19 protein-coding genes are annotated in these 22,415 nt (G+C 72.4%); 8 read left to right on the plus strand and 11 right to left on the minus strand.

The window, feature by feature from the left end:
- The first annotated feature begins 218 nt into the window (after positions 1–218).
- Together AB0H37_RS39665 and AB0H37_RS39670 are read left to right on the plus strand one after the other, a co-directional pair.
- Complete coding sequence (locus AB0H37_RS39665; protein ID WP_329085639.1) at positions 219–1,553, plus strand: UDP-glucose/GDP-mannose dehydrogenase family protein; 1,335 nt, start codon at positions 219–221, stop codon at positions 1,551–1,553.
- A gap of 50 nt (positions 1,554–1,603) precedes the next feature.
- Positions 1,604–2,023 (plus strand): CoA-binding protein, encoded by a 420-nt coding sequence (locus AB0H37_RS39670; protein WP_179837518.1) that lies wholly within the window; start codon positions 1,604–1,606, stop codon positions 2,021–2,023.
- Between the two features lie 25 nt (positions 2,024–2,048).
- On the opposite strand, the gene purE is transcribed toward AB0H37_RS39670, so the two are convergent.
- Positions 2,049–2,516 (minus strand): 5-(carboxyamino)imidazole ribonucleotide mutase, encoded by a 468-nt coding sequence (purE, locus tag AB0H37_RS39675; protein ID WP_179839061.1) that lies wholly within the window; start codon positions 2,514–2,516, stop codon positions 2,049–2,051.
- 49 nt (positions 2,517–2,565) lie between these two features.
- Positions 2,566–3,723, minus strand: coding sequence for a 5-(carboxyamino)imidazole ribonucleotide synthase (locus AB0H37_RS39680; RefSeq protein WP_360617825.1), 1,158 nt, complete (start codon positions 3,721–3,723; stop codon positions 2,566–2,568).
- Between the two features lie 255 nt (positions 3,724–3,978).
- Here AB0H37_RS39680 and AB0H37_RS39685 point away from each other — a divergent pair, with 255 nt between their 5' ends.
- Positions 3,979–4,566, plus strand: a complete 588-nt coding sequence (locus tag AB0H37_RS39685) for a GtrA family protein (RefSeq protein ID WP_360617791.1) — start codon at positions 3,979–3,981, stop codon at positions 4,564–4,566.
- 18 nt (positions 4,567–4,584) lie between these two features.
- On the opposite strand, the gene AB0H37_RS39690 is transcribed toward AB0H37_RS39685, so the two are convergent.
- The 5 genes from AB0H37_RS39690 to glgX all read right to left on the minus strand — a co-directional run bounded on the left by AB0H37_RS39690 (position 4,585) and on the right by glgX (position 13,188).
- On the minus strand, positions 4,585–5,856 hold the full coding sequence (locus AB0H37_RS39690; protein ID WP_329085634.1) for an ATP-binding protein: 1,272 nt from the start codon (positions 5,854–5,856) through the stop codon (positions 4,585–4,587).
- Positions 5,857–5,955: 99 nt separating this feature from the next.
- Positions 5,956–6,627 (minus strand): response regulator transcription factor, encoded by a 672-nt coding sequence (locus AB0H37_RS39695; protein ID WP_019629095.1) that lies wholly within the window; start codon positions 6,625–6,627, stop codon positions 5,956–5,958.
- 123 nt (positions 6,628–6,750) lie between these two features.
- On the minus strand, positions 6,751–8,616 hold the full coding sequence (gene treZ, locus AB0H37_RS39700) for a malto-oligosyltrehalose trehalohydrolase (RefSeq protein ID WP_360617794.1): 1,866 nt from the start codon (positions 8,614–8,616) through the stop codon (positions 6,751–6,753).
- The gene (gene treY, locus AB0H37_RS39705) at positions 8,613–11,006 is read right to left on the minus strand and encodes a malto-oligosyltrehalose synthase (RefSeq protein WP_360617796.1); all 2,394 of its coding nucleotides are present in this window, start codon (positions 11,004–11,006) and stop codon (positions 8,613–8,615) included. The genes treZ and treY overlap by 4 nt, the downstream gene beginning before the upstream one ends.
- 16 nt (positions 11,007–11,022) lie before the next feature.
- Positions 11,023–13,188 carry a glycogen debranching protein GlgX gene (gene glgX / locus AB0H37_RS39710; protein ID WP_329085606.1) on the minus strand — a complete coding sequence of 722 codons (2,166 nt, stop codon included), beginning with the start codon at positions 13,186–13,188 and terminating at the stop codon, positions 11,023–11,025.
- Between the two features lie 234 nt (positions 13,189–13,422).
- On the opposite strand from glgX, the gene AB0H37_RS39715 reads away from it, so the two are divergent.
- Positions 13,423–13,734, plus strand: a complete 312-nt coding sequence (locus AB0H37_RS39715; RefSeq protein ID WP_360617797.1) for a (2Fe-2S)-binding protein — start codon at positions 13,423–13,425, stop codon at positions 13,732–13,734.
- Positions 13,735–13,828: 94 nt separating this feature from the next.
- Positions 13,829–14,326 carry a bacterioferritin gene (gene bfr, locus AB0H37_RS39720; RefSeq protein WP_329085604.1) on the plus strand — a complete coding sequence of 166 codons (498 nt, stop codon included), beginning with the start codon at positions 13,829–13,831 and terminating at the stop codon, positions 14,324–14,326.
- A gap of 3 nt (positions 14,327–14,329) precedes the next feature.
- Here the strand turns inward: bfr and AB0H37_RS39725 are convergent, their stop codons facing one another.
- Both AB0H37_RS39725 and AB0H37_RS39730 read right to left on the minus strand, forming a co-directional pair.
- Positions 14,330–15,337 carry an adenylate/guanylate cyclase domain-containing protein gene (locus AB0H37_RS39725; protein WP_329085602.1) on the minus strand — a complete coding sequence of 336 codons (1,008 nt, stop codon included), beginning with the start codon at positions 15,335–15,337 and terminating at the stop codon, positions 14,330–14,332.
- 123 nt (positions 15,338–15,460) lie between these two features.
- The gene (locus AB0H37_RS39730) at positions 15,461–16,345 is read right to left on the minus strand and encodes a biotin--[acetyl-CoA-carboxylase] ligase (RefSeq protein ID WP_329085600.1); all 885 of its coding nucleotides are present in this window, start codon (positions 16,343–16,345) and stop codon (positions 15,461–15,463) included.
- An 81-nt stretch (positions 16,346–16,426) separates the two neighbouring features.
- Between AB0H37_RS39730 and AB0H37_RS39735 the strand changes: the two genes are divergently transcribed.
- The gene (locus tag AB0H37_RS39735; protein WP_360617799.1) at positions 16,427–17,200 is read left to right on the plus strand and encodes an enoyl-CoA hydratase-related protein; all 774 of its coding nucleotides are present in this window, start codon (positions 16,427–16,429) and stop codon (positions 17,198–17,200) included.
- Between the two features lie 110 nt (positions 17,201–17,310).
- Here the strand turns inward: AB0H37_RS39735 and AB0H37_RS39740 are convergent, their stop codons facing one another.
- Both AB0H37_RS39740 and AB0H37_RS39745 read right to left on the minus strand, forming a co-directional pair.
- Positions 17,311–17,772: a GNAT family N-acetyltransferase gene (locus AB0H37_RS39740; RefSeq protein WP_360617800.1), complete on the minus strand. Its 462-nt coding sequence runs from the start codon at positions 17,770–17,772 to the stop codon at positions 17,311–17,313.
- Positions 17,769–20,369, minus strand: a complete 2,601-nt coding sequence (locus AB0H37_RS39745) for a phosphoenolpyruvate carboxylase (RefSeq protein WP_360617826.1) — start codon at positions 20,367–20,369, stop codon at positions 17,769–17,771. Before AB0H37_RS39745 ends, AB0H37_RS39740 begins: the two co-directional genes overlap by 4 nt.
- A gap of 165 nt (positions 20,370–20,534) precedes the next feature.
- Between AB0H37_RS39745 and AB0H37_RS39750 the strand changes: the two genes are divergently transcribed.
- Entirely contained in the window at positions 20,535–22,127 is a 1,593-nt protein-coding gene (locus AB0H37_RS39750; RefSeq protein WP_179837530.1) for an acyl-CoA carboxylase subunit beta, read from the plus strand.
- A 30-nt stretch (positions 22,128–22,157) separates the two neighbouring features.
- Positions 22,158–22,400, plus strand: a complete 243-nt coding sequence (locus AB0H37_RS39755) for an acyl-CoA carboxylase subunit epsilon (protein ID WP_329085592.1) — start codon at positions 22,158–22,160, stop codon at positions 22,398–22,400.
- The last annotated feature ends 15 nt before the right edge of the window (positions 22,401–22,415 follow it).

Consider the following 22,415-nt stretch of genomic DNA (forward strand, 5'->3'; position numbering starts at 1 on the left):
TCCGCCGCGAAAGGAGCAATCTTGGCCTCGGCCAGCTCACGCACCGTCCGCCGCAACAGCTCATGCTCCTCAGACGGCGCGTACGAGGGAAAGTCAGCATCCATGGCGCCGATGCTACCGGCCAGTAGGCAATGGCCGGCGACGCGGGTACCCGCCCGCAGCGGGCACGTGTCCAATAAGGCCGCTAGTCGGCGACAGCGAACGGAGAGGAGCAGGCCTTGTCCCACCGGCTGACGGTCATCGGAACCGGTTACCTCGGCGCGACCCACGCGGCGTGCATGGCCGACCTGGGTTTCGAGGTACTGGGTCTCGACGTGGACGAGGAGAAGATCGCGCGGCTCTCGGCCGGCGACCTGCCCGTGTACGAGCCGGGGCTCGAACCCGTGCTGCGCAGGGGGCTGGAGACCGGGCGGCTGCGCTTCACCACGTCCTACGAGGAGGTCGCGGAGTTCGGCGACGTCCACTTCCTGTGCGTGGGGACCCCGCAGAAGGCCGGGGAGTACGCGGCCGACCTGACCTACGTCGACGGCGCGATCGCGTCGCTGGCGCCGCTGCTGGAGCGGCCCAGCCTTGTCGTCGGCAAGTCGACCGTGCCGGTCGGGACGGCCGCGCGGCTCGGCGAGGCGCTCGCCAAGGCGGCCCCGGCGGGCGAGGACGCCGTGCTCGCGTGGAACCCCGAGTTCCTGCGCGAGGGCTTCGCCGTCCAGGACACCCTGCACCCCGACCGGATCGTGATCGGGCTGCCCCCCGAGCAGGGCGCCGCCGAGCACGCCGAGAAGGTGCTCCGCGAGGTCTACCGGACGATGATCGCCGAGGGGACGCCCTTCATCACCGCCGACTTCCCCACCGCCGAGCTGGTCAAGGTGTCGGCGAACGCGTTCCTCGCCACCAAGATCTCGTTCATCAACGCGATGGCGGAGGTGTGCGAGGCCGCGCACGCGGACGTGACGAAGCTCTCGGAGGCGCTGTCCTACGACGACCGGATCGGCGGCAAGTTCCTCGGCCCGGGGCTGGGGTTCGGCGGCGGCTGCCTGCCGAAGGACATCCGGGCCTTCATGGCCAGGGCGGGCGAGCTCGGCGCCGACCAGGCGCTGACCTTCCTGCGCGAGGTCGACGAGATCAACATCCGGCGCCGGATCCGGATGGTGGACCTCGCCCGGCAGCTGCTCGGCGGCTCCTTCGCCGGGCGGACGGTCGGCGTCCTCGGCGCCGCGTTCAAGCCGAACTCCGACGACGTGCGCGACTCCCCCGCGCTGGACGTGGCCGCCTCCATCCGCGCCCAGGGCGCCAGGGTGACCGTCTACGACCCGCAGGCCATGCGCAACGCGCGCCGCGCCCAGCCGACGCTGGAGTACGGCGAGTCGGCGATGTCGGCCGTCCAGGACGCGCACGCCGTCCTGCTGCTGACGGAGTGGGCGGAGTTCCGGGACATGAACCCGGCCACGGTCGCCGAGGCCGTGGCGGAGCGCAACATCGTGGACGGGCGCAACGCGCTCGACCCGGAACTGTGGCGCGCGGCCGGGTGGAACTACCGGGCCCTCGGACGTCCCTGACGCGGATCCAAAGCGGAACTAAAGCGGCCGCGGGCGGCGTTGTGGCGGACATGACCACTGACTTCGCCGACCAGGCGGTGATCCGCCGCCTGCTGAACGAGTCGAGGACGTGGGCCTTCGTCGGCCTCGGGGACAACCCGGAGCGGGAGGTCCACAGCCAGGCGCGGCTGATGCAGCAGCGCGGGAAGCGGATCATCCCCGTGCACCCGGCGGCGCGGGAGGTGCTCGGCGAGAAGGGGTACGCCTCCCTCGCCGACGTCCCGGACGCCTCCGAGGTGGACGTGGTGGGCGTCTACCGCCGTGCCGAGCACGCCGGGCAGGCGGTGGACGAGGCGATCGCGGCGGGCGCCAAGGCGGTGTGGCTGCCGCTCCAGGTGATCGACGAGGCGGCGGCCCGGCGCGCCAGGGACGCCGGGCTCGACGTCGTCATGGACCGCTGCCCCGCCGTCGAGTGGGCGCTGCGGCGCTGAGCGGTCCCGCGGCGGCGAGCGCGCTTCAGAGCCGCTCTCGCAGCCGCGCGCCCTTCGCCTTGGCCTGCCCGTAGAGGTCCTGCTGGAACACCGTCATCTTGGCCCGCAGGTCGGTGTCGGAGGCGGCCAGGATCCGGACGGCCAGCAGCCCCGCGTTGCGGGCCGCGCCGACCGCCACCGTCGCGACGGGGACGCCCGCGGGCATCTGCACGATCGACAGCAGCGAGTCCATCCCGTCCAGGTACTTCAGCGGGACGGGCACGCCGATCACCGGCAGCGGCGTCACCGAGGCCAGCATGCCCGGCAGGTGCGCGGCGCCGCCCGCCCCCGCGATGATCACGCGGAGGCCGCGGGCCGCCGCGTCCTCGCCGTAGGCGATCATGTCGTGCGGCATGCGGTGCGCGGACACCACGTCGGCCTCGTAGGGGACGCCGAACTCCTCCAGCGCCCGGGCGGCGGCCTCCATCACGGGCCAGTCCGAGTCGCTCCCCATCACCACGCCGACGACCGGGTCGCTCACGCGCGCCTCCCCTCGAACTCGCTCACTGATGATCTTTCATGGCGGGGCCCCAGCGCAGGTAGTCGGCGGCGTGCCGGGCGCGCTCGCGGACCTCGGCGAGGTCGGCGCCGAGCGCGGTCACATGGCCGATCTTGCGTCCCGGACGGGACTCCTTGCCGTACATGTGCACCTTGACGCCCGGGTCGTGGGCCATCACGTGGATGTAGCGGGGGTAGACGTCCGGGTCGTCGCCGCCGAGGACGTTGGCCATCACCGTGTACGGGGCGGTGGGCTCGGTGGAGCCGAGCGGCAGGTCGAGGACGGCCCGCAGGTGCTGCTCGAACTGCGACGTCCGGGCGCCCTCGATCGTCCAGTGCCCGGAGTTGTGCGGGCGCATGGCGAGCTCGTTCACCAGCAGGCCGCCGTCCGTCTCGAAGAGCTCGACGGCGAGGAGGCCGACGACGCCCAGCTCGTCCGCGACGCGCAGGGCGAGGCTCTGCGCGCCGGCGGCGAGGTCCTTCGACAGGCCGGGGGCGGGCGAGATCACCTCGGTGCAGATCCCGCCCTCCTGGACGGTCTCCACGATCGGGTAGGCGGCGCCCTGCCCGTAGGGGGAGCGCGCGACGAGCGCGGCCAGCTCGCGGCCGAAGGCGACGTGCTGCTCCACCATCAGGTCGACGCCCTCGGCCTGCAGCCGCTCGGCGACCTCGGCCTCCGCAAGGTCGCCGACGACCCAGACGCCCTTGCCGTCATAGCCGCCGCGGGTGGACTTCAGGACCAGCGGCCAGCCGTGCTCGCGGCCGAACGCCTCCAGGAACGCCCGCGGCTCGGGCGACGGGACGGGCGCGTAGGCGGGACAGGGAACGCCCAGCTCGGACAGGCGCTCGCGCATGACGAGCTTGTCCTGGGCGTGCGCGAGGGCGGCCGACCCGGGCCGGCACGGGACGCCCGTGGCCTCCAGCTTCTGGATGTGCGGCCCCGGGACGTGCTCGTGGTCGAACGTCACCACGTCGCAGCCCTGGGCGAACGCCAGCAGGTCGTCGAGCGCGCGGTCGTTGCCGACCCGCACGTCCGAGACGACCCGGGCCGCCGACTCCTCCGGCGCCCCGGCGAGCACGCGCAGCGGCACGCCGAGCGCGATCGCGGCCTGCTGGGTCATCCTTGCGAGCTGCCCTCCGCCCGCCATCCCGACCACGGGCATCTCACGAACCTTCACGTCGAAAGGCTATCGGGCGGACGGGCGAACGAATCACGCGGCGTCCGCGTCGAAGGTGCGTGAGGATCATCAACGGTGTGTGGGCGGCTCGGCAATGGGCACGGAACGGGGCGTGAGCGTGAAACGTTCATGTTCCGACGTCCCGGGGGCCACGGGCGTCTATCCTCGTGGTGCCTCCCCCGCAGTCGCCGGCCGCCGGCCGCGCCCCACAGTGCAAGCCCGGAAGGACGGTTTCGCTTCGTGAGCCTGGTCGCCAAGATCCACCGGCGTTTCGCGCACCTCGTGCGGGAACTGGCCCAGTTCGGCAGCGTGGGCGCCATCGCGTTCGTCATCACGTTCGCGATCGGCAACGGCCTGCACACCGGCCTGGGGGTGGGCCCGCTCACGTCGAACGGCGTCGCCACGGTGATCGCGACGACGTTCTCCTACCTGGCCAACCGCTACTGGACGTTCCGGCACCGCGACCGCACCGGCCTCGGCCGCGAGTACGTGCTGTTCTTCGCGCTGAACGGCGTCGGCCTGGTGATCACCGAGCTGTTCATCGGCTTCTCGCACTACGTCCTCGGGCTGGACGGCGCCGTCTTCTTCAACATCGCGCTGGTCGTCGGCACCGGGGTGGCGACGCTGTTCCGCTTCTGGTCCTACAAGAAGTGGGTGTTCCTGCCGGCGAGCGCCCCGCACGTCGATCCGGCGTCCGGGCTGCCGGAGGCCCCCGCGGGCGAGCCCGCCCCCGAGGGCCCCGGCGCGACCCGCGCCACCGCCCCGGGCCCCGCGCCCCGGCTCGCGCACCCCCTCGACCGCACCGCCGAGGACTACGCCGAGATCTGACCGGAGCCCGGCCGGCTCTCAGGCGGGGCCCATGACCACGCGTTCGGCGGCCAGCCGGACCTCGGCGGCCTGGCGCAGGAAGACCCCGAACACCGCGGGACGCGACTGGATCAGCTCCAGGCGCCCGCCGTCCACCACCGCCAGGGAGCGGGCCAGGTAGAGGCCGAGGCCGGTGCCGAGGCCCCCGGAGACGCTGCGCTCGAAGATGCGGGGCTCCAGCTCCGACGGGATCCCCTCGCCCTCGTCGCCGACCTCGACCACCACCGAGCTCGCGCCCGGCTTGGTGTGGATGGTCACGATGCCGGCGCCGTGCGTCAGGGAGTTCTCCAGGAGCGTGGCGACGATCTGGGAGAGGCCCTCGGGGTTGGTCATGCCGACGAGGCCCTGCTCGCCGATGATCCGCACGTCCCGGCCGGCCTTGCGGAAGCTCGGCCGCCACTCCTCGACCTGCTGGGCGATGATCTCGTCGATCGGGGACGGGACGGCGCCGCCGGTCCGGTCGTGCCGGGCGCGGGCGAGCAGCTGCTCGACGACCGCGACGAGCCGCTCGGCCTGCGCGAGCGCCGCCGCGCCCTCCTCCCGGACGACGTCGGGGTAGTCGGCCGCCTCGATCATCTCCTCCAGCCGCATGGACAGCGCTGTCAGCGGGGTGCGGAGCTGGTGGCTGGCGTCGGCCGCGAACTCGCGGCTGGCGACCAGCAGGTCGGTGATGCGGACGGCGCTGCGGTCCAGCACCTCGGCGACCCGGTCGACCTCGGGGATGCCGTAGCGGCGCGGGCGCGGCCGGGCGTTGCCGCTGCCGAGCCGGTCGGCGGTCTCGGCGAGGTCGACCAGCGGCAGCGTCAGCCTGCGGGCCTGCACCATCGCCAGGCAGACCGTGACGGCCACGCCGAGCAGGGCCAGGCTGCCGACGAGCAGGAGCAGTCGCAGCGCGGCGTCGCGGACCTGGGCCTCCGGGCGCGACACCCGCACCCGGACCCGGCCGTGCACGGCCGTCGACGACAGGACGCGCCCGCGCCGCTGCGGCCCGGCGGTGAGCGTCCGGCCGTCCGGCAACGTGATCGAGACGTGCCGGCCGGGGTACTCCCGGGCGAGGACCGCCGGGGTCACCGGCTGGCGCGCCTCCAGGCTGTAGCCGACGCCGCCGGCGATGGAGGACGCCTCCCGGTCGAGCGACCGGCCGGCCTCCTCGTAGACGAGCTTGTGTGCGGCGTAGGCGAGGGGTATGCCGAGCAGGAGCAGCGCGACCACCGCCACCGCGAGCGTCGACAGGAGCAGTCGGCGCCTCATCAGGGCTCCTTCGAGGGTGGGGCCGCGGACCGTGCGGCACGCGCCCCGGGGGCCTCTCGGGAAGGCCCCCGGCGTCCCGCCGGGCCGCGGCGGCCGGTGCTAGTCGCCGCGCTCGAACCGGAAGCCGACGCCCCGCACCGTGGTGATGTAGCGGGGACTGCCGGCGTCGTCGCCGAGCTTGCGGCGTAGCCAGGAAATATGCATGTCGAGGGTCTTGGTGGAACCCCACCAGTTGGTGTCCCACACCTCGCGCATGATCTGTTCGCGGGTCACGACCTTGCCCGCGTCCCGCACGAGGACGCGCAGCAGGTCGAACTCCTTGGTGGTGAGCTGCAGCTCCTGGTCGCCCATCCAGGCGCGGCGCGACTCGGCGTCGATCCGCACCCCCTGGACGATCGGAGTCTCGGTGCTGCCCCGGCGCAGTAGAGCCCGCACCCGCGCGAGCAGCTCGGCCAGCCGGAACGGCTTGGTCACGTAGTCGTCGGCGCCCGCGTCCAGTCCGACGACGGTGTCGACCTCGTCGGCACGGGCGGTCAGGATCAGGATGGGCACGCCGTGCCCCTCGGCCCGCACCCGGCGGGCCACCTCAAGGCCGTCCAGTTCGGGAAGGCCGAGATCGAGGACGATCAGGTCCACGCCGCCCCCGAGCGCCCGCTCCAGCGCCTGCGGGCCGTCGGGACTGACTTCGACGGTGTACCCCTCGCGACGCAGCGCGCGGGCGAGAGGCTCGGAGATGGACGTGTCGTCCTCGGCGAGCAGTACTGAGGTCATGAACCGATCGTATGACCAATCTTGACCTTTGCACGGCTGCCGCCGCGCTCTTGACCTGCGGTTTGCCACTCGTAGTACATACACGAACACCCCTTTTCGGGTGCGATCGGGAGGTAGGCCGTATCATGCCCGCAGTGCTCGGACCCCGGCCAGGTCGAGTACCGCGACCGAGGCGCCCGGCAGCACCACCGACGCCGTTCCGGAATCGCCGAGACCGACCGGGTCGAGGTGAATAGCCGGATCCGACGCGAGCAGGAGCCCCGGGGCGGCCCCGCCGGGACCGGGCAACGGAACCAGGACGGGCCGGTCGCCGAGGTTCGCCGCCACGCACACCGAGCCGCGCCGCACGGTCAGCCGGCGCGCCGCGACATCGTCCGCCTCACCGGCCGTCCCGTTGTCCGTCCCGTTGTCCGCCCCCTCGTGCGTCTCGACCGTCGTCGCGGTCAGCCGGGGGTCGTTCAGTTCGGGGCGGGAGCGGCGCAGCGCGATCAAGTCGCGGTGCCATCCGAGCAGGTCGGCGTGCGGCGGCCGGTCCGGTTCGGCCCAGTCGAGGACGGACCGGCGGAACGTGTCCACAGCCTGTGGATCGGGGACCTCGCCGCTCCAGCCGTGCCGGGAGAACTCGCGCCGCCGTCCCTCGCTGACCGCGCGTGCCAGTTCCGGGTCCTGGTGGTCGGTGAAGTAGCACCACGGGGTCGTCGCTCCCCATTCCTCGCCCATGAAGAGCATGGGCGTGAAAGGCCCGAGCAGGAGCAGCGCCGCACCGACTTTGAGCAGGCCGGGGGACGGCAGAAGGGCGCCGATGCGGTCGCCCGCCGCGCGGTTGCCCACCTGGTCGTGGTTCTGCAGGAAACCGAGGAATCTGTGCGCGGGCGTCTCCCGGACATTCACCGGACGGCCGTGGCGCCGCCCCCGGTAGGTCGACATCGTCCCGTCGTGAACGAACGCCCCGGTGAAAGCCTTCTTCAGCGTTTCCAGGGAGCCGAAGTCGCAGTAGTAGCCCTGCCTCTCCCCTGTGAGCGCCGCGTGCAGGGCGTGGTGGAAGTCGTCGCTCCACTGGGCGTCCAAGCCGTATCCGCCCGCTTCCCTGGACGTCACCAGGCGCGGGTCGTTCAGGTCCGATTCGGCGATGAGGAACAGTTCCCGGCCAAGATGGGCCGAAAGCGCAGCCACGGCGCGTCCCATCTCTTCCAGGAGGTGGACCGCGCCGTGGTCGGTGATGGCGTGGACGGCGTCGAGGCGCAGCCCGTCGAAGTGGTAGTCGCGCAACCACATCAGCGCGTTCTGGACGACGAACGCGCGGACCTCGTCCGACCCTTCCTGGTCGAAGTTCACGGCGTCGCCCCAAGGGGTGGCATGGGCGCTGGTGAAGTACGGGCCGAAGCTTCCCAGGCGGTTCCCGTCCGGCCCCAGGTGGTTGTAGACGACGTCCAGGACGACGGCCAGGCCGCGCGCATGGGCGGCGTCCACGAAACGCTTCAGACCGTCTGGACCGCCGTAGGGCTCGTGCGGCGCCCAAAGGTGAACTCCGTCGTAACCCCAGCCGTGATCGCCGGGGAAAGACGCGACCGGCAGCAGTTCCACGGCGTCTATGCCGAGCGCCACCAGATGGTCGAGCCGCTCGGTCGCCGCGTCGAACGTCCCCTCGGGCGTGAACGTGCCCACGTGCATCTCGTACAGGACACTGCCGGCGAGCGGGCGGCCGTGCCAGTGCTGGTCGGTCCAGGCGAACCGTCCGTGGTCGTAGACGCGGCTCCGCCCGTGCACGCCGTTGGGCTGCCAGGGCGAACGGGGGTCGGGCAGCACCTCGTCCGCCTCGTCCAAGACGAACCCGTAGTCCGTCCCATGAGAGACGTCCTCGACGTCGGCCTCCCACCATCCGGAGGACACCGAGCCGGAAGACCGCGCCTCCATGGCGTGACGGGCGCCGCCGGCCTCGACGTCCACGCGGCCGGCGGCCGGGGCCCACACCTCGAAACGGGTGCTCACCGATCGATCTCCCGGGGGACGAGCAGCGCGACGGGAAGGTGCTCGAACACACGCGAGGCGTCCAGGATCGGGCCCATGTGCGTGCAACCGGTCAGGACGTCCCGCCACCCCTGGCGGCGGACGTCCACACGCGTGCCCTTCCAGCCGCCGCGGCCTTCCAGGCCCACGGGGAGCCGGGTGGCCAGCGCGACGGCCTCGCCCCGGGCGAACCCCACGACGTGGTCGGCGGCGGGCCCGCGCGCGGTGACCGGCTCATGCCGGGAACCGGGGCCGAACCACTCCGGATGGGACCGGCGCAGCCGCAGCGCCCGGGACGTGACCAGCAGCTTCTCGTCGTCCACTTCCTTCGGCTGCCGCCCCGTGTCGAGCCGGAACAGGTGCTCGCGGCGCCGCCCGTAGTCGACCGGCCGCCGGTTGTCGGGGTCGACCAGCGACAGGCCCGTCATCTCGCAGCCCTGGTAGACGTCCGGGACGCCCGGCATCGCCAGCTGGACGAGCTTCTGCCCGAGCGTGTTCACGCGCGCGTACGGGGTCAGCTTCGCGACGAACGACGTCATGTCGGTCACCAGGTCCGGATCGGCCAGGACGCCGCGAGCGTACTTCAGGACGGCCTCCTCGTAGTCGGGATCCTGTTCGGCCCAGGAAGTGCGCGTCTTGGCCTCGCGCATCGCCTTGGTGAGGAACTCCTCCAGTCGTCCGATGGTGAGCGGCCACGCACCGACGAGCGTCTGCCAGAACAGGTATTCCAGGTCCGGTTCCAAGGGTGATGTGCCGGGACCCCAGTTCCGCCACCGATCCACCGATGCGGCCCACTCCGCGGGCAGTTCCGACAACACCGCCAGCCAGGCGCGCACATCCTCCTCGCGCTTGGTGTCGTGCGTGGACAGCGTCGTCATCGTCAACGGCCAGTCGCGGGCAAGCCGTATGCAGAACGAGTGGAAGTCGGCCTGGCCGACGCTGAACCGCCCTGGCGCACCGCCGACCTCGTTCAGCGCGGCCATGCGGTTCCACCGGTAGAACGCCGTGTCCTCCACACCCTTGGCGGCGAGCGGGGACGACGTCTGCTGGAACCGCACGATGAACTCGGCGTCAGTGCGCTCACCGCGTCCGAGGGCCAGATCCACGATGACCTCCAGGTCGCCGTGCATGTCCTCCGGCAGGTGTGCGCGCGCACGGCGGGCGGCCTCGTTCACGATGTCCACGGCCTGCTGGGGGGCGTCCTCCCCGGGCACGACGTACGCGCGGTAGACGGGCATGGCGACCAGCAGTTCGACCAGCGCCCGCTCAAGGCCGGGACGGCGCTCGCCCACGACCCGGTAGAGCACGCGCTGGAGCCGCCCGATCTCGGGGGTGAGGCCGTGCGTGGCGGCGTGCATCCGGGCGTCGCGCTCGACCTCCTCGAAGCCGGCCGGGGCGCCCGTGAGCGACACGTAGTAGTCGGTCAGCGGCTTCTCCCCGGCGGGGTCGAGGAACAGCCCGCCGATCATTCCGAGCGCGTCGTAGCCGGTGGTGCCCGCGCACGGCCAGTCCGGCGGCAGCCGCTCCTCCCCCTCGGTGATCTTCTCGACGAGCAGCCAGCGGTCCGGGGCGGCCTCGGAGAGCCACCGCAGGTAGCCGCGCGGGTCGGCGAGCCCGTCGGGATGGTCGACGCGCAGCCCGTCCACCAGGCCGTCCCGGACCAGGTTCAGCAGCAGCGCGTGCGTGCGCTCGAAGACCTCGGCGTCCTCCTGCCGCAGCCCGATCAGGCCGGAGATGTCGAAGAAGCGCCGGTAGTTGGGCTCGCCCTCGCCGGGCGGCACGATCCGCCCGCCGCCCGCCTCCCAGTCGATGTCGAACCACCCGGCGAACCGCGACCGCGGCCCCTCCGCCAGGACGTCCGCGAACGGCAGGTTCAGCTCGGCCGGCTCCGGGATCGCCATGTGGTTCGGGACGACGTCCACCAGCACCCGCAGGCCGTGCGCCCGGAACCGGGTCACCATGGCGCCGAACGCCTCGGGCCCGCCCAGCTCCTCCGACAGCCGGGAGTGGTCGACGACGTCGTAGCCGTGCGTGGAGCCCGGCGCGGCCTGCAGGACCGGCGACAGGTAGACGTGCGACACGCCGAGGGCCGCCAGGTAGGGGGCCAGCGCCGCGGCGTCGGCGAATCCGAAGTGCTCCTCGGGCGTCCCGCGGAGCTGGAGGCGGTAGGTGCCGGTCGGCGGCGCGGCGAGGGCGTCCTCCTCCGGGACGCCCCTGTCCACGTGTTCGGATGTCTCCGCCCGTTCGGGCCTGTGGTCCTCGGACACGGTTTCCTCGGGGGGTTCGGCGACGGGAAGCGGTTCCTCGGGGACGGGCTCGGCCTGCGTGCCGTCGTCCGCCGGCGCGCCCTCCGTCTGCGTGTCGTCGTCCATCTGCGTCATCCCTGCCTCAGACCCGGCGCATGACCTGGATGGAGCGGGCGCCGACCGGCACGTTCTCGCGGGACTTCACGACGGGCGACTCCTCCTCGGCGAGCAGCGGGTCGGCGGTGTCGAGCACTTTTATCCACATCTGCCCGTACAGCACGGGCGGAAGCGCGAACGCCAGGTCCCCGTCGTGGGCGTTGACGAGCAGCAGGAACGAGGCGTCCCTGACCTGCCGTCCGCGCCGGTCCGGTTCGCCTATCGCGTCGCCGTTCAGGAACACGGTCAGCGACTTGTTGAAGCCGGCGGACCAGTCCCCGCCGGTCATCTCCGTTCCGCCGGGCGTGAACCAGACGAGGTCCGGCAGATCCTCGGGCATCGTCCCCTCGCGGGTGCGCTTGGAGCCGTCGTCGCCGCCGCGGAAGAAGCGGCGCCGCCGGAACACCGGATGCTCGGTGCGCAGCGCGGACAACCGGCGGACGAAGTCGAGCAGCGGGCCGCGCTCGTCGAAGAACGTGTCGTCGCGCAGACCCGTCCAGTCGACCCAGGACAGCTCGCCGTCCTGGCAGTAGGCGTTGTTGTTCCCGCGCTGCGTCCGGCCGATCTCGTCCCCGTGCAGGAGCATCGGCACGCCCTGCGACAGGAACAGCGTGGTCAGGAAGTTGCGCTTCTGCCGCTCGCGCAGCGAGATGATGTCCAGGTCGTCCGTCGCGCCCTCGTGGCCGCAGTTCCACGACCGGTTGTCGTCGGTGCCGTCCCGGTTGCCCTCCCCGTTGGCCTCGTTGTGCTTGCCGTCGTAGGAGACGAGGTCGTGCAGCGTGAAGCCGTCGTGGCAGGTCACGAAGTTGATCGAGGCGATGGGGCGGCGGCCGTCGTCGGCGTACAGGTCGGACGAGCCCGTCAGCCGGGAGGCGAAGTCGGGCAGCGTGCCCGGCTGCCCGCGCCAGTAGTCGCGCGTCGTGTCCCGGTACTGGCCGTTCCACTCCGTCCACAGCGGCGGGAAGTTGCCGACCTGGTAGCCGCCCTCCCCGACGTCCCACGGCTCGGCGATCAGCTTGACCTGCGAGACCACCGGGTCCTGCTGGACGAGGTCGAAGAACGCCGACAGCCGGTCCACCGCGTGCAGCTCGCGGGCCAGCGTCGCGGCGAGGTCGAAGCGGAACCCGTCCACGTGCATCTCGGTCACCCAGTACCGCAGCGAATCCATGATCAGCTGCAGGACGTGGGGACTGCGCATCAGCAGGCTGTTGCCGGTGCCCGTGGTGTCCATGTAGTAGCGGGCGTCGTCCTCCGTGAGCCGGTAGTACGAGGCGTTGTCGAGGCCGCGGAACGACAGCGTCGGCCCGAGGTGGTTGCCCTCGGCGGTGTGGTTGTAGACGACGTCCAGGATCACCTCGATCCCGGCCGCGTGCAGCGACTTCACCATCGCCTTGAACTCCAGCACCTGCTCGCCGCGGTGCCCGGACGAGGAGTACTCGTTGTGCGGCGCGAAGAAGCCGATGGTGTTGTAGCCCCAGTAGTTGCGCAGCCCGCGGCTCGTCAGCGCGTCGTCGTGGACGAACTGGTGGACGGGCATCAGCTCGACCGCCGTCACCCCGATCGAGCGGAGATGGTCGGTGATCACCGGGTGGCCGAGCGCCGCGTACGTGCCGCGCATCGCCGGCGGGATGTCCGGATGCCGGGCGGTCAGCCCCTTGACGTGCGCCTCGTAGATCACCGTCTCGTGGTAGGGGGTGCGGGGCGGGCGGTCGTCCCCCCAGTCGAAGTACGGGCTGACCACCACCGACCGCATCGTGTGGCGCGCCGAGTCGGCGTCGTTGCGCGACCAGGGGTCGCCGAAGTCGTACCCGAAGCACGCCTCGTCCCAGTCGACCTGTCCTTCGACGGCCTGCGCGTACGGGTCGAGCAGCAGCTTCGCGGGGTTGCAACGCAGCCCGCGCGGCGGATCGTAGGGGCCGTGCACGCGGAACCCGTACCGGCGTCCCGGCATGACGCCCGGCAGGTAGCCGTGCCACACGAAGGCGTCCACCTCCGGCAGCGTCAGCCGCGTCTCCTCACCGTCGCCCGCCGGTCCGTCGAACAGGCACAGCTCCACCTTCTCGGCCACCTCGGAGAAGACGGCGAAGTTCGTCCCCGCGCCGTCGAACCGGGCCCCCAGGGGGTAGGCGTCACCCGGCCAAACCTGAGCCAATTGTTCCGCCCTTCGTAGGGTGCGGCGCCGCGCGCCCGACCGCGCACGTACCGCCGGCCGCACCCCCGAAGCTCTTCCCCCTAGGGGATAGATCACACCGATCAGGACCCCACTGGCCAGAACGGACATCAGTGGGTTACGTTAGGGGAGCCTTACCTTAATGAGGGCGCCCTTACCGGTGCCGGTGGGGCACGCTGCGAAGACGACGAGCCGCACGGAAGGTCTCCCACCGGAATGTACGTGTGCATCTGCAACGCCGTCACGGAGGACGACGTTCACGGCTGCATGGCGAGCGGTTGCACGACCGCCAAGGCCGTCAAGGCGGCCTGCGGCTTCAAGCCGGGCTGCGGGCTGTGCACCAAGCGCATCCACACGATGGTCAGCGAGTACCGCGACTCCACCGCCCTGGCGGACGCCCTGGCCGGTGGCCCGCACGCCCTGGCGGCCGTCCCCGAGGCGCCCCTCGCGAGCTCGCCGCTTCCCGCTCCCGCGCAGGTCGTGCACGGGGTGGGCGGCAGCGCCCCTGCCTCCTCGACCGCCGCCTGAACGCCCCTTTCCTTACCGTCCGTTTCTATATCGGAACGCACTGTGTGCGAATAGGTACTGTCCCGGATCCGGTCCGGCATGGAAGCATGGGGCCATGGAAGGCGACAACGACATCATCGCTCTGCTGAACGAGCAGCTCACCGCCGAGCTCACGGCGATCAACCAGTACTTCCTGCACGCCAAGATGCAGGAGAACTGGGGCTTCACCCGTATCGCCAAGCACACCCGCGACGAGTCCTTCGACGAGATGCGGCACGCGGAGCGGCTCACCGACCGGATCCTGTTCCTGGAGGGCCTGCCGAACTACCAGAGGCTCGGCACCCTGCGCATCGGGCAGACCATCGTCGAGCAGCTCAAGGCGGACCTGGAGGTCGAGATGGAGGCCGTGGCCCGGCTGCGGCCCGGCATCGAGCTCATGCGCTCGCGCGGCGACGTCACCTCCGCCCGGATCTTCGAGGACATCCTCGCCGACGAGGAGGAGCACATCGACTACCTGGAGACCGAGCTGAGCCTCGTCCAGGCCCTCGGCGAGCAGAACTACCTGCAGCGCCTCACCGACTCGCCCGGCGAGGGCGGCCCGAGCCCCGTCTGAGCCCTACGTCGCCCGCCCGCCGCTCCTGCGCAGCACGTACGGCTGGACGATGCCGAGGCCGCGCACCGGGCGCTTGACGATCCGCGTGACCTCGTAGCCCGGCGCCTTCTCCAGGCACGCCGCCAGCTCGGCGTCGATCACCACCGCGCCCGGCCGGGCGAGGGAGGTGAGCCGGGCCGCGAGGTTCACGGTCGTGCCGAACACGTCGCCCATCAGCGGCAGGACGGGCCCGTGGGCGACGCCGACCCGCACGTCCGGGACCTCGGTCTCGTCCTGGATCGCCGCCGCCACCGTCAGCGCGATCTCCGCGCCGATCTCCGGCGTCCCCGCGCTGAACAGCACCTCGTCGCCGAGCGTCTTCACCAGCCGGCCGCCGCAGGAGGCGATGATGTCGGCGGCGGTCTCCTCGAACCACTCCACCACGCGGGCCAGCTCGATCTCCTCCAGCTCCCGGCTGACCTGGGTGAAGGAGACCATGTCCGCGAACCCGACCGTGGTCATCGGCCGGCCCGCGGAATCGCCGTTCTCCCGGCTCGCCGCCGCGGCCAGCGCCCGCGTCCCCGCGGCAGCGAGCTGCCGCCGCCAGGCGTGCAGCACCAGCGGTTCGAAGTCGCCGATGTGCTTCTCGGCGATGTCCACCACCGTGTCCACCGCCTGCGCCGACGGCGTCTCGGTCAGATCCTGCGTCAGCATGCTGCGCAGCAGGTTGACCTGCCACTCGGCGAGCCTGGTCATCGTCTGGCCGAACGCCCTGACCAGGCGGATCACGCCGTCCTCGTCCAGGACCCCGTCATCGACGAGCCTGCGGAGGCGGTCCAGCGCCGCCACGTCGCCCTCGGTGTAGGCGATCGTCTCGTCCGGCATCGACGGGTAGCCGAACGCCCGCCAGATCCGGCCGGCGAAGTCCCGGGACACCCCGGACAGGCGGACCGCCTCGACGCGGTTGTACCGCAGCTCGCCTCCGAGCAGGAGCTCTTCGATCTCCTTCGGATCCGGCAATCCGGCCGCCATCATCCGCCCCTCAGTCCGCAGCCGCCGTGGGCCGTGGCGGCGGCGTCGTGGATCGGTACCCGCACATATCGTCGCAGATCAGCATCAACGTCAGCGGCCGGATGCCGGATCGTCCTGTCCCGTTCATCGGACGTGCACCACATCGCCCGCACTGACCGCCGTGTCGCCGTCCGGTCCGGCCACCACGAGCCGCCCCGCCTCGTCCACGTCCCGCGCCGTCCCGGTCAGCCGCTCGCCGCCGGGCATCTCCACCCGCACCTCGCGGCCGAGGGTCGAGCACAAGTCCCGGTACGCGGTGCGCAGCCCGCTGGTCTCCGGATCACCGCCGAGCGCCGTCCACTCCTGGTACCAGGTGCCGAACTCGCGCAGGATCGCGCGCAGCAGCGGCGCCCGGTCGCTGTGCGGCGCGCCCTCGATCGCGAGGGACGTCGCGGTCGGCACCGGCAGCTCCTCCTCGCGCAGCCCCACGTTCAGCCCCACCCCCACCACGAGCCCGTCGTCGACCATCTCGGCGAGGATCCCGGCGAGCTTGCGGTCCCCGACCAGCACGTCGTTCGGCCACTTGAGGCGCACGTCCACCGCGGCGTCACCGGCCTCGTCGCCGCCGTCGCCGCCGCCGTCGCCGAGGAACCCCTCCCCCGCCTGCGACCAGGCGGTCATCCGCCGGAGGGCGGTGGCGACCGCGACGCCCGTCAGCAACGACGCCCAGGCGAACCGCGCCACCGGCAGCCGAGGGCGCAGCAGCATCGAGAACATCAGCCCCGACCGCGGCGGCGCCGTCCAGGTCCGCCCGAGCCGCCCGCGGCCCGCCGTCTGCAGCTCGGTGACCAGCACGGTCCCCTCCGGTGCGCCCTCCCGCGCCCGCTCCGCGAGGTCGGCGTTGGTGGATCCGGTCTCCTCCACCACGCGGACGTCCCGCCACAGCCCGCCCTCCCGCACGAGCGCGCGCCGCAGCGCCGCCTCGTGCAACGGCGGCCGGCCGAGATCCCCATACCGTGATGCGCTCACACCACCAATCCAACCCCATGACGAATTCGATCTTGGGACCGGCGTCCGGCCGCGGCGGCCGCGCTCGTTAGGGTGCCCCCTATGGATGGTGTGACGCTGCGGCGCGACGGGCACGTCGCGGAGATCGTGCTGGACCGCCCCGAGGCCCTCAACGCCCTGTCGACCGCGATGGCCCGGCGCCTCGCGGACGCGTACGCCGAGATCGCGGCGGACGCGGTGGTCCGCGCGGTGGTCCTCAGCGCCGCCGGGGAGAAGGCGTTCTGCGTGGGCGCCGACCTCAAGGAGCGCAACGCGATGACCGACGAGGAGATCCTCGCGCAGCGCCCCGTCTTCCGCGCCGCGTTCGGCGGCGTCCTGAACCTCCCGCAGCCGGTCGTCGCGGCCGTGCACGGCTACGCCCTCGGCGGCGGCTGCGAGTTCGCGCTGTCCGCCGACATGATCGTCGCAGACGAGTCGGCCGTGTTCGGCCTCCCCGAGGTGAGCGTCGGCCTCGTGCCCGGCGGCGGCGGAACCCAGCTCGCCCTGCGCCGCCTCGGCCCCGGCCGGGCCGCCGACCTGGTCTTCACCGGCCGCCGCCTCGGCATCGAGGAGGCCCTCGCCTACGGCCTCGCCGACCGCCGCGTCCCCGCGGGCACCGCCCGCGAGGAGGCCCTCGGCATCGCCCAGGTGATCGCCCGCAACTCCCCCACCGCCGTCCGCGCCGCCAAGCGCGCCATGCGCCTGGGCGGCGGCACCACCCTGGACGCCGCCCTTGACCTCGAAGAGAACGCCTGGCGCACGGCCGCCTTCTCCGCCGACCGACGCGAAGGAATCGCCGCCTTCAACGAAAAGCGCAAACCCAACTGGGGCGGCTAGACGCCTTTTCCCAGGGGGCGACCCCCTGGAACCCCCGTCACGAGCCGGGCGACCCGCGCCCCGGCTCTGGTTCCCTCCAAGAGCGTCGGGGCGCGGCACGTCCCAGAGCGCTAGGGGCTCTCAGCCGGGTTCGGGGCGAGGTCTTTGGCCATGTGGACGACGTTGCGGCCGCCTATGTCCTCGCGGGTCGTCTCCTGGTAGCCGAGGCGCTCGTAGAGGGCGATGTTGGGGGTCATCAGCTCGTTGGTGTAGAGGCGCAGGCTTGGTAGGGACAGAGCGCGGGCGTGGTCTTCGGCGAAGGCCAGGAGGGTGCGGCCCACGCCCTGGCCGTGGCGGGCCGGGTCCACGGCCACGTTCTCGATCAGGAGGGTGCCGTCCTCGGGGATCAGGACGATCAGGCCGTCCCCGGAGTCGGTCACGAAGACCTGGCCGGCGGCGATCAGGGTCGTGTAGTCGGCGTCCATGGGGATCGGGCGCGCGCCGATGATCTCGGCCCAGGGGGCGTAGGCCGCCTCGACGATCTCCTCGATGCGGGGGCGGTCGGGCTGGGCGGCCGGTCTGATCATCGTCATCCCGTGTTCTGGAGTCCGGCGGCGACGCCGTTGACCGACAGCAGGAGGAGTTCCTCCAGGTGGGCGCGCTCCGCGTCGTCCTGCACGCCGGCGCGCAGCACCTTCAGGGCCCGCAACTGCAGGTGGGAGAGGGCGTCCACGTAGGGGTTGCGGAGCTCGACCGCGCGGGAGAGGACCCTGCGGTTCTCCAGGAGGCGGTCGTGGCCGGTGACCGCCAGGACGAGGCGGCGGGTGCGGTCGTACTCGGTCAGGACGGTCTCGGAGAGCTCGGGGCGCTCCCCGAGGGCCAGGTAGCGCTCGGCGATCGCGCGGTCGGACTTGGCGAGGCTCATCTCGGCGTTGTCGAGGAGGGTGTTGAACAGCGGCCACGCCTCGTAGGCCTCGCGGAGCTCGGCGAGGTCGCGGCCGTCGTCGGAGACGGCGGCGAGGCCGCTGCCGAGGCCGTACCAGCCGGGGAGGTTGACGCGGGTCTGCGTCCAGGCGAACACCCACGGGATGGCGCGCAGGTCCTCCAGGCCGCGGGCGGCCTTGCGGCGGGCGGGGCGGGAGCCGATGCGCAGCTGGGCGATCTCCTCCAGGGGGCTGACCCGGGCGAACCAGACGGCGAAGTCCTCGGTCTCGATGAGGGCGCGGAACGCGGCCCTGGCCGCCTCGCTGATCTTGTCGGCGAGGGGGCGGAAGCGGGCGGCGGCCTCGCGGGCGCGGTCCTGGACGGCGTCGGTCGAGGCGAGCAGGACGGCGCTGGTGACCTGCTCGACGTGCCGCTTGGCGATCTCGGCGTGGCCGTAGCGGGCGAAGATGACCTCGCCCTGCTCGGTGACCTTGAAGCGGCCCCCGACCGAGCCCGGCGCCTGCGCGAGGATCGCCCGGTTGGCGGGCCCGCCGCCGCGGCCGAGGGAGCCGCCGCGGCCGTGGAACAGCGTGAGCGTGACGCCGCCCCGGGCCGCCCACGCGGCGAGGGCCTCCTGCGTGTCGTACAGCCGCAGGGTGGCGCTGGTCGGGCCGAGCTGCTTGGCGGAGTCGGAGTAGCCGAGCATGACCTCCAGGCGGCGGCCGGTGTCCTCCAGGCGGCGCCGGACGGCCGGGATCTCCAGCATCCCGTCGAGGACGGACGGCGCGCGCTCCAGGTCCTCGCCTGTCTCGAACAGCGGGATCACGTCCAGGACGGGGGCGCCGCCGCCGAGGGTCTCGGCGAGGGCGTGCACGTTGGCGATGTCCTCGGCGGAGCGGGTGAAGGACACGATGTAGCGGTGGCAGGCGCGGACGCCGAACCGCTGCTGGATCCAGGCGATGACCCGGAGCGTCTCCAGGATCTCCTCGGTCATCTCCGAGCGCGGGCCTCCCGAGCGGACCTCCGCAAGGGCCTTCTCGTGCAGCTCGGAGTGCTGGCGGATCTCCAGCTCGGCGAGGTGGAAGCCGAACGTCTCGACCTGCCAGATGAGCTGCTGGACGCGCCCGTAGGCCTGCCGGGGGGCGCCCGCGGCGGCGAGGGAGTCCTGGACGGTGCGCAGGTCGGCGAGCAGCTCCTCCGGGGAGGAGTAGGCGAGGTCGGCGTCGCGCTCGCGGGTCGCGGAGATGCGGGCGGCGGCGTGCAGGAGGAACTGGCGGTGCGGCTCGCCGGGCGAGCGCTTGGCCGTCCCCCCGACCAGCCGTGGGTGGGCGGTGCGGGCGGCGGCGAGGGCGTTCAGCAGGTCGCCGGACGCGGGGGTGGTCGACTCGTGGACGGTCAGCTCCCGGCCGATCCGGGCGCACGCCGCCTCCAGGGCGCGCAGGACGTGGTCCGCCTGGATCATGACGGCGTCCCGGGTGACCTGAGCGGTGACGTGGGGGTTGCCGTCGCGGTCGCCGCCGATCCAGCTGCCGAACCGCAGGTACGGGCGGGCCTTCGGCGGGCGGGCGCCGAGGGTCTCGCCGGCGGCGTCGCCCTCCAGGGCGCGGTCGAGGGACCGGTAGACGTGCGGCACGACCCGGAAGATCGTCTCGTCGAACGCGGCCATCGCGGTGCGGACCTCGTCCAGCGGGTCCATCTGCGAGACCCGGCGCAGCGCGGTCCGCCACAGCAGGTCGATCTCCTCGCGGAGGCTGCGCTCGGTCTCCTCGCGCTCGCTCGCGCCGGGGTCGCCGTTCAGCCGGGCCAGCAGGTCGCTGATCCGCTGGATGGCGGTGACGACCGCGCGGCGGCGGGCCTCGGTGGGGTGGGCGGTGAAGACCGGCCGGAACTCCAGGCCCTCGACGACTGCGTCGAGCCGGCCGTCGCCCCCGGCGCGGATCTCCTCGACCGCGGCGGCCACCGACCCGGCGACGGCGCCGCCGGTGTCACGTTCCCGGAGCGTCCGGATGCGGTGGTGCTCCTCGGCCAGGTTCGTCAGGTGGAAGTACACGGTGAACGCGCGGGCGACCTGCCCGGCGCGTTCCGGCGACCAGGCGTCGACGAGGGCGGCGACCTCGTCCCCGCCCGTCTCGCCGCGGCGGGCCGCGATCACCGCGTGGCGGAGCCGTTCGACGTCGTCCAGGAGCCCCTGGCCGCCGTACTCCACGAGGGAGTCGCCGAGCATGGCGCCGAGCAGCCGCACGTCGCGGCGCAGCGGTTCGGGCATGTCCTGCCGGAGGTTGTCTCGCGTCTTCGTAGCCACCCGCCCAAGGGTAACGAGAGGCCGCGAGGCGCCTGCCCACCGGGCCGCGCCTCCCCCCGAGCCGCGTCCGTCCCGGTCAGCGGGCCCCGGCGGCGAGCGCGGTATCAGCGGGCGGTTACCCTGGCGCGCATGGCGACGGAAGCCCCTGAACCCCCGGTGGACTACGACATCCACACCACGGCGGGAAAGATCGCGGATCTGGAACGGCGCCGCTACGAGGCGGTGCACGCCGGCTCGGCGCGCGCCGTGGAGAAGCAGCACGCCAAGGGCAAGATGACGGCCCGGGAGCGAATCGACGCGCTCCTGGACCCAGGCTCGTTCGTCGAGTTCGACGAGATGGCGCGGCACCGCTCCACCAACTTCGGGATGGAGAAGAACCGCCCCTACGGCGACGGCGTCGTCACCGGGCACGGCACGGTGGACGGACGTCCCGTCGCGGTCTTCAGCCAGGACTTCACCGTCTCCGGCGGCTCCCTCGGCGAGGTCTTCGGCGAGAAGATCTGCAAGGTCATGGACCACGCGGTCACGACCGGCTGCCCGGTGATCGGCATCAACGACTCCGGCGGTGCGCGGATCCAGGAGGGCGTGGTCGCGCTCGGCCTGTACGCGGAGATCTTCAAGCGGAACGTGCACGCCTCCGGCGTCATCCCGCAGATCTCGCTGGTCATGGGGCCGTGCGCGGGCGGGGCCGTGTACTCCCCCGCGATCACCGACTTCATCGTCATGGTGGACCAGACGTCCCACATGTTCATCACCGGGCCGGACGTCATCAAGACGGTCACCGGCGAGGAGGTGACCATGGAGGAGCTCGGCGGCGCCCACTCGCACAACGCGCGCTCCGGGGTCGCCCACTACCAGGGGTCGGACGAGGACGACGCGATCGAGTACGTCAAGGCGCTGCTGTCGTACCTGCCGTCGAACAACCTGTCCGACGCGCCCGCGTTCGACGTGCCCGTCGACCCCTCCGAGGTGGACGCGGAGCTCGACTCCCTCATCCCCGACTCGCCGAACCAGCCGTACGACATGCACACCGCCATCGAGCACGTGCTGGACGACGGCGAGTTCCTGGAGGTCCAGGCGCTGTACGCGCCGAACATCATCGTCGGGTTCGGCCGGGTCGAGGGCCACTCGGTCGGCATCGTCGCCAACCAGCCGATGCAGTTCGCCGGGACGCTCGACATCGACGCCTCCGAGAAGGCCGCCCGGTTCGTCCGGACGTGCGACGCCTTCAACATCCCGGTGCTGACCTTCGTGGACGTCCCCGGCTTCCTTCCCGGCACCGACCAGGAGTGGAACGGGATCATCCGGCGCGGCGCGAAGCTGCTGTACGCCTACGCCGAGGCCACCGTCCCGCTCGTCACGGTCATCACCCGCAAGGCCTACGGCGGCGCCTACGACGTCATGGGGTCCAAGCACCTCGGGGCCGACATCAACCTGGCGTGGCCGACCGCGCAGATCGCCGTGATGGGCGCGCAGGGCGCGGTCAACATCCTGTACCGGCGCGAGCTGGCCGCCGCGGACGATTCCGACGCACGCCGCGCCGAGCTGATCACCGAGTACGAGGACGCGCTCGCCAACCCCTACATCGCGGCGGAGCGCGGCTACATCGACAACGTGATCAAGCCGTCCGAGACGCGCGGGCAGGTGGTGCGGGCGCTGCGGGCACTGCGGGAGAAGCGCAAGACGCTCCCGCCCAAGAAGCATGGGAACATCCCGCTCTAGCGGGAACACGCCCGGAAGGTGGGAGATCTCGTGACCGCCGACAGCAAGCCGTTCCTGCGGGTCGTCCGCGGCGACCCGGGGCCGGAGGAGGTCGCGGCGCTCGTCGCCGTGCTGACCGCCCGCGCCAGGGCGGCCGCCGCGTCCCGGGACGGCGCGGCCCCGCCCGCGCCGTCGCGCTGGGCCGACCGCTCCCGGCTCGTCCGCGCCACCCTCGCGGGCGGGCCGAGGCCGCGGGGGCCGGGCGCGTGGAAGGCGAGCGGCCTGCCGCGCTGACGCCCGACGCGGGCC

The organism is Actinomadura sp. NPDC023710, from assembly GCF_040639875.1.
GTDB lineage: Bacteria > Actinomycetota > Actinomycetes > Streptosporangiales > Streptosporangiaceae > Spirillospora > Spirillospora citrea.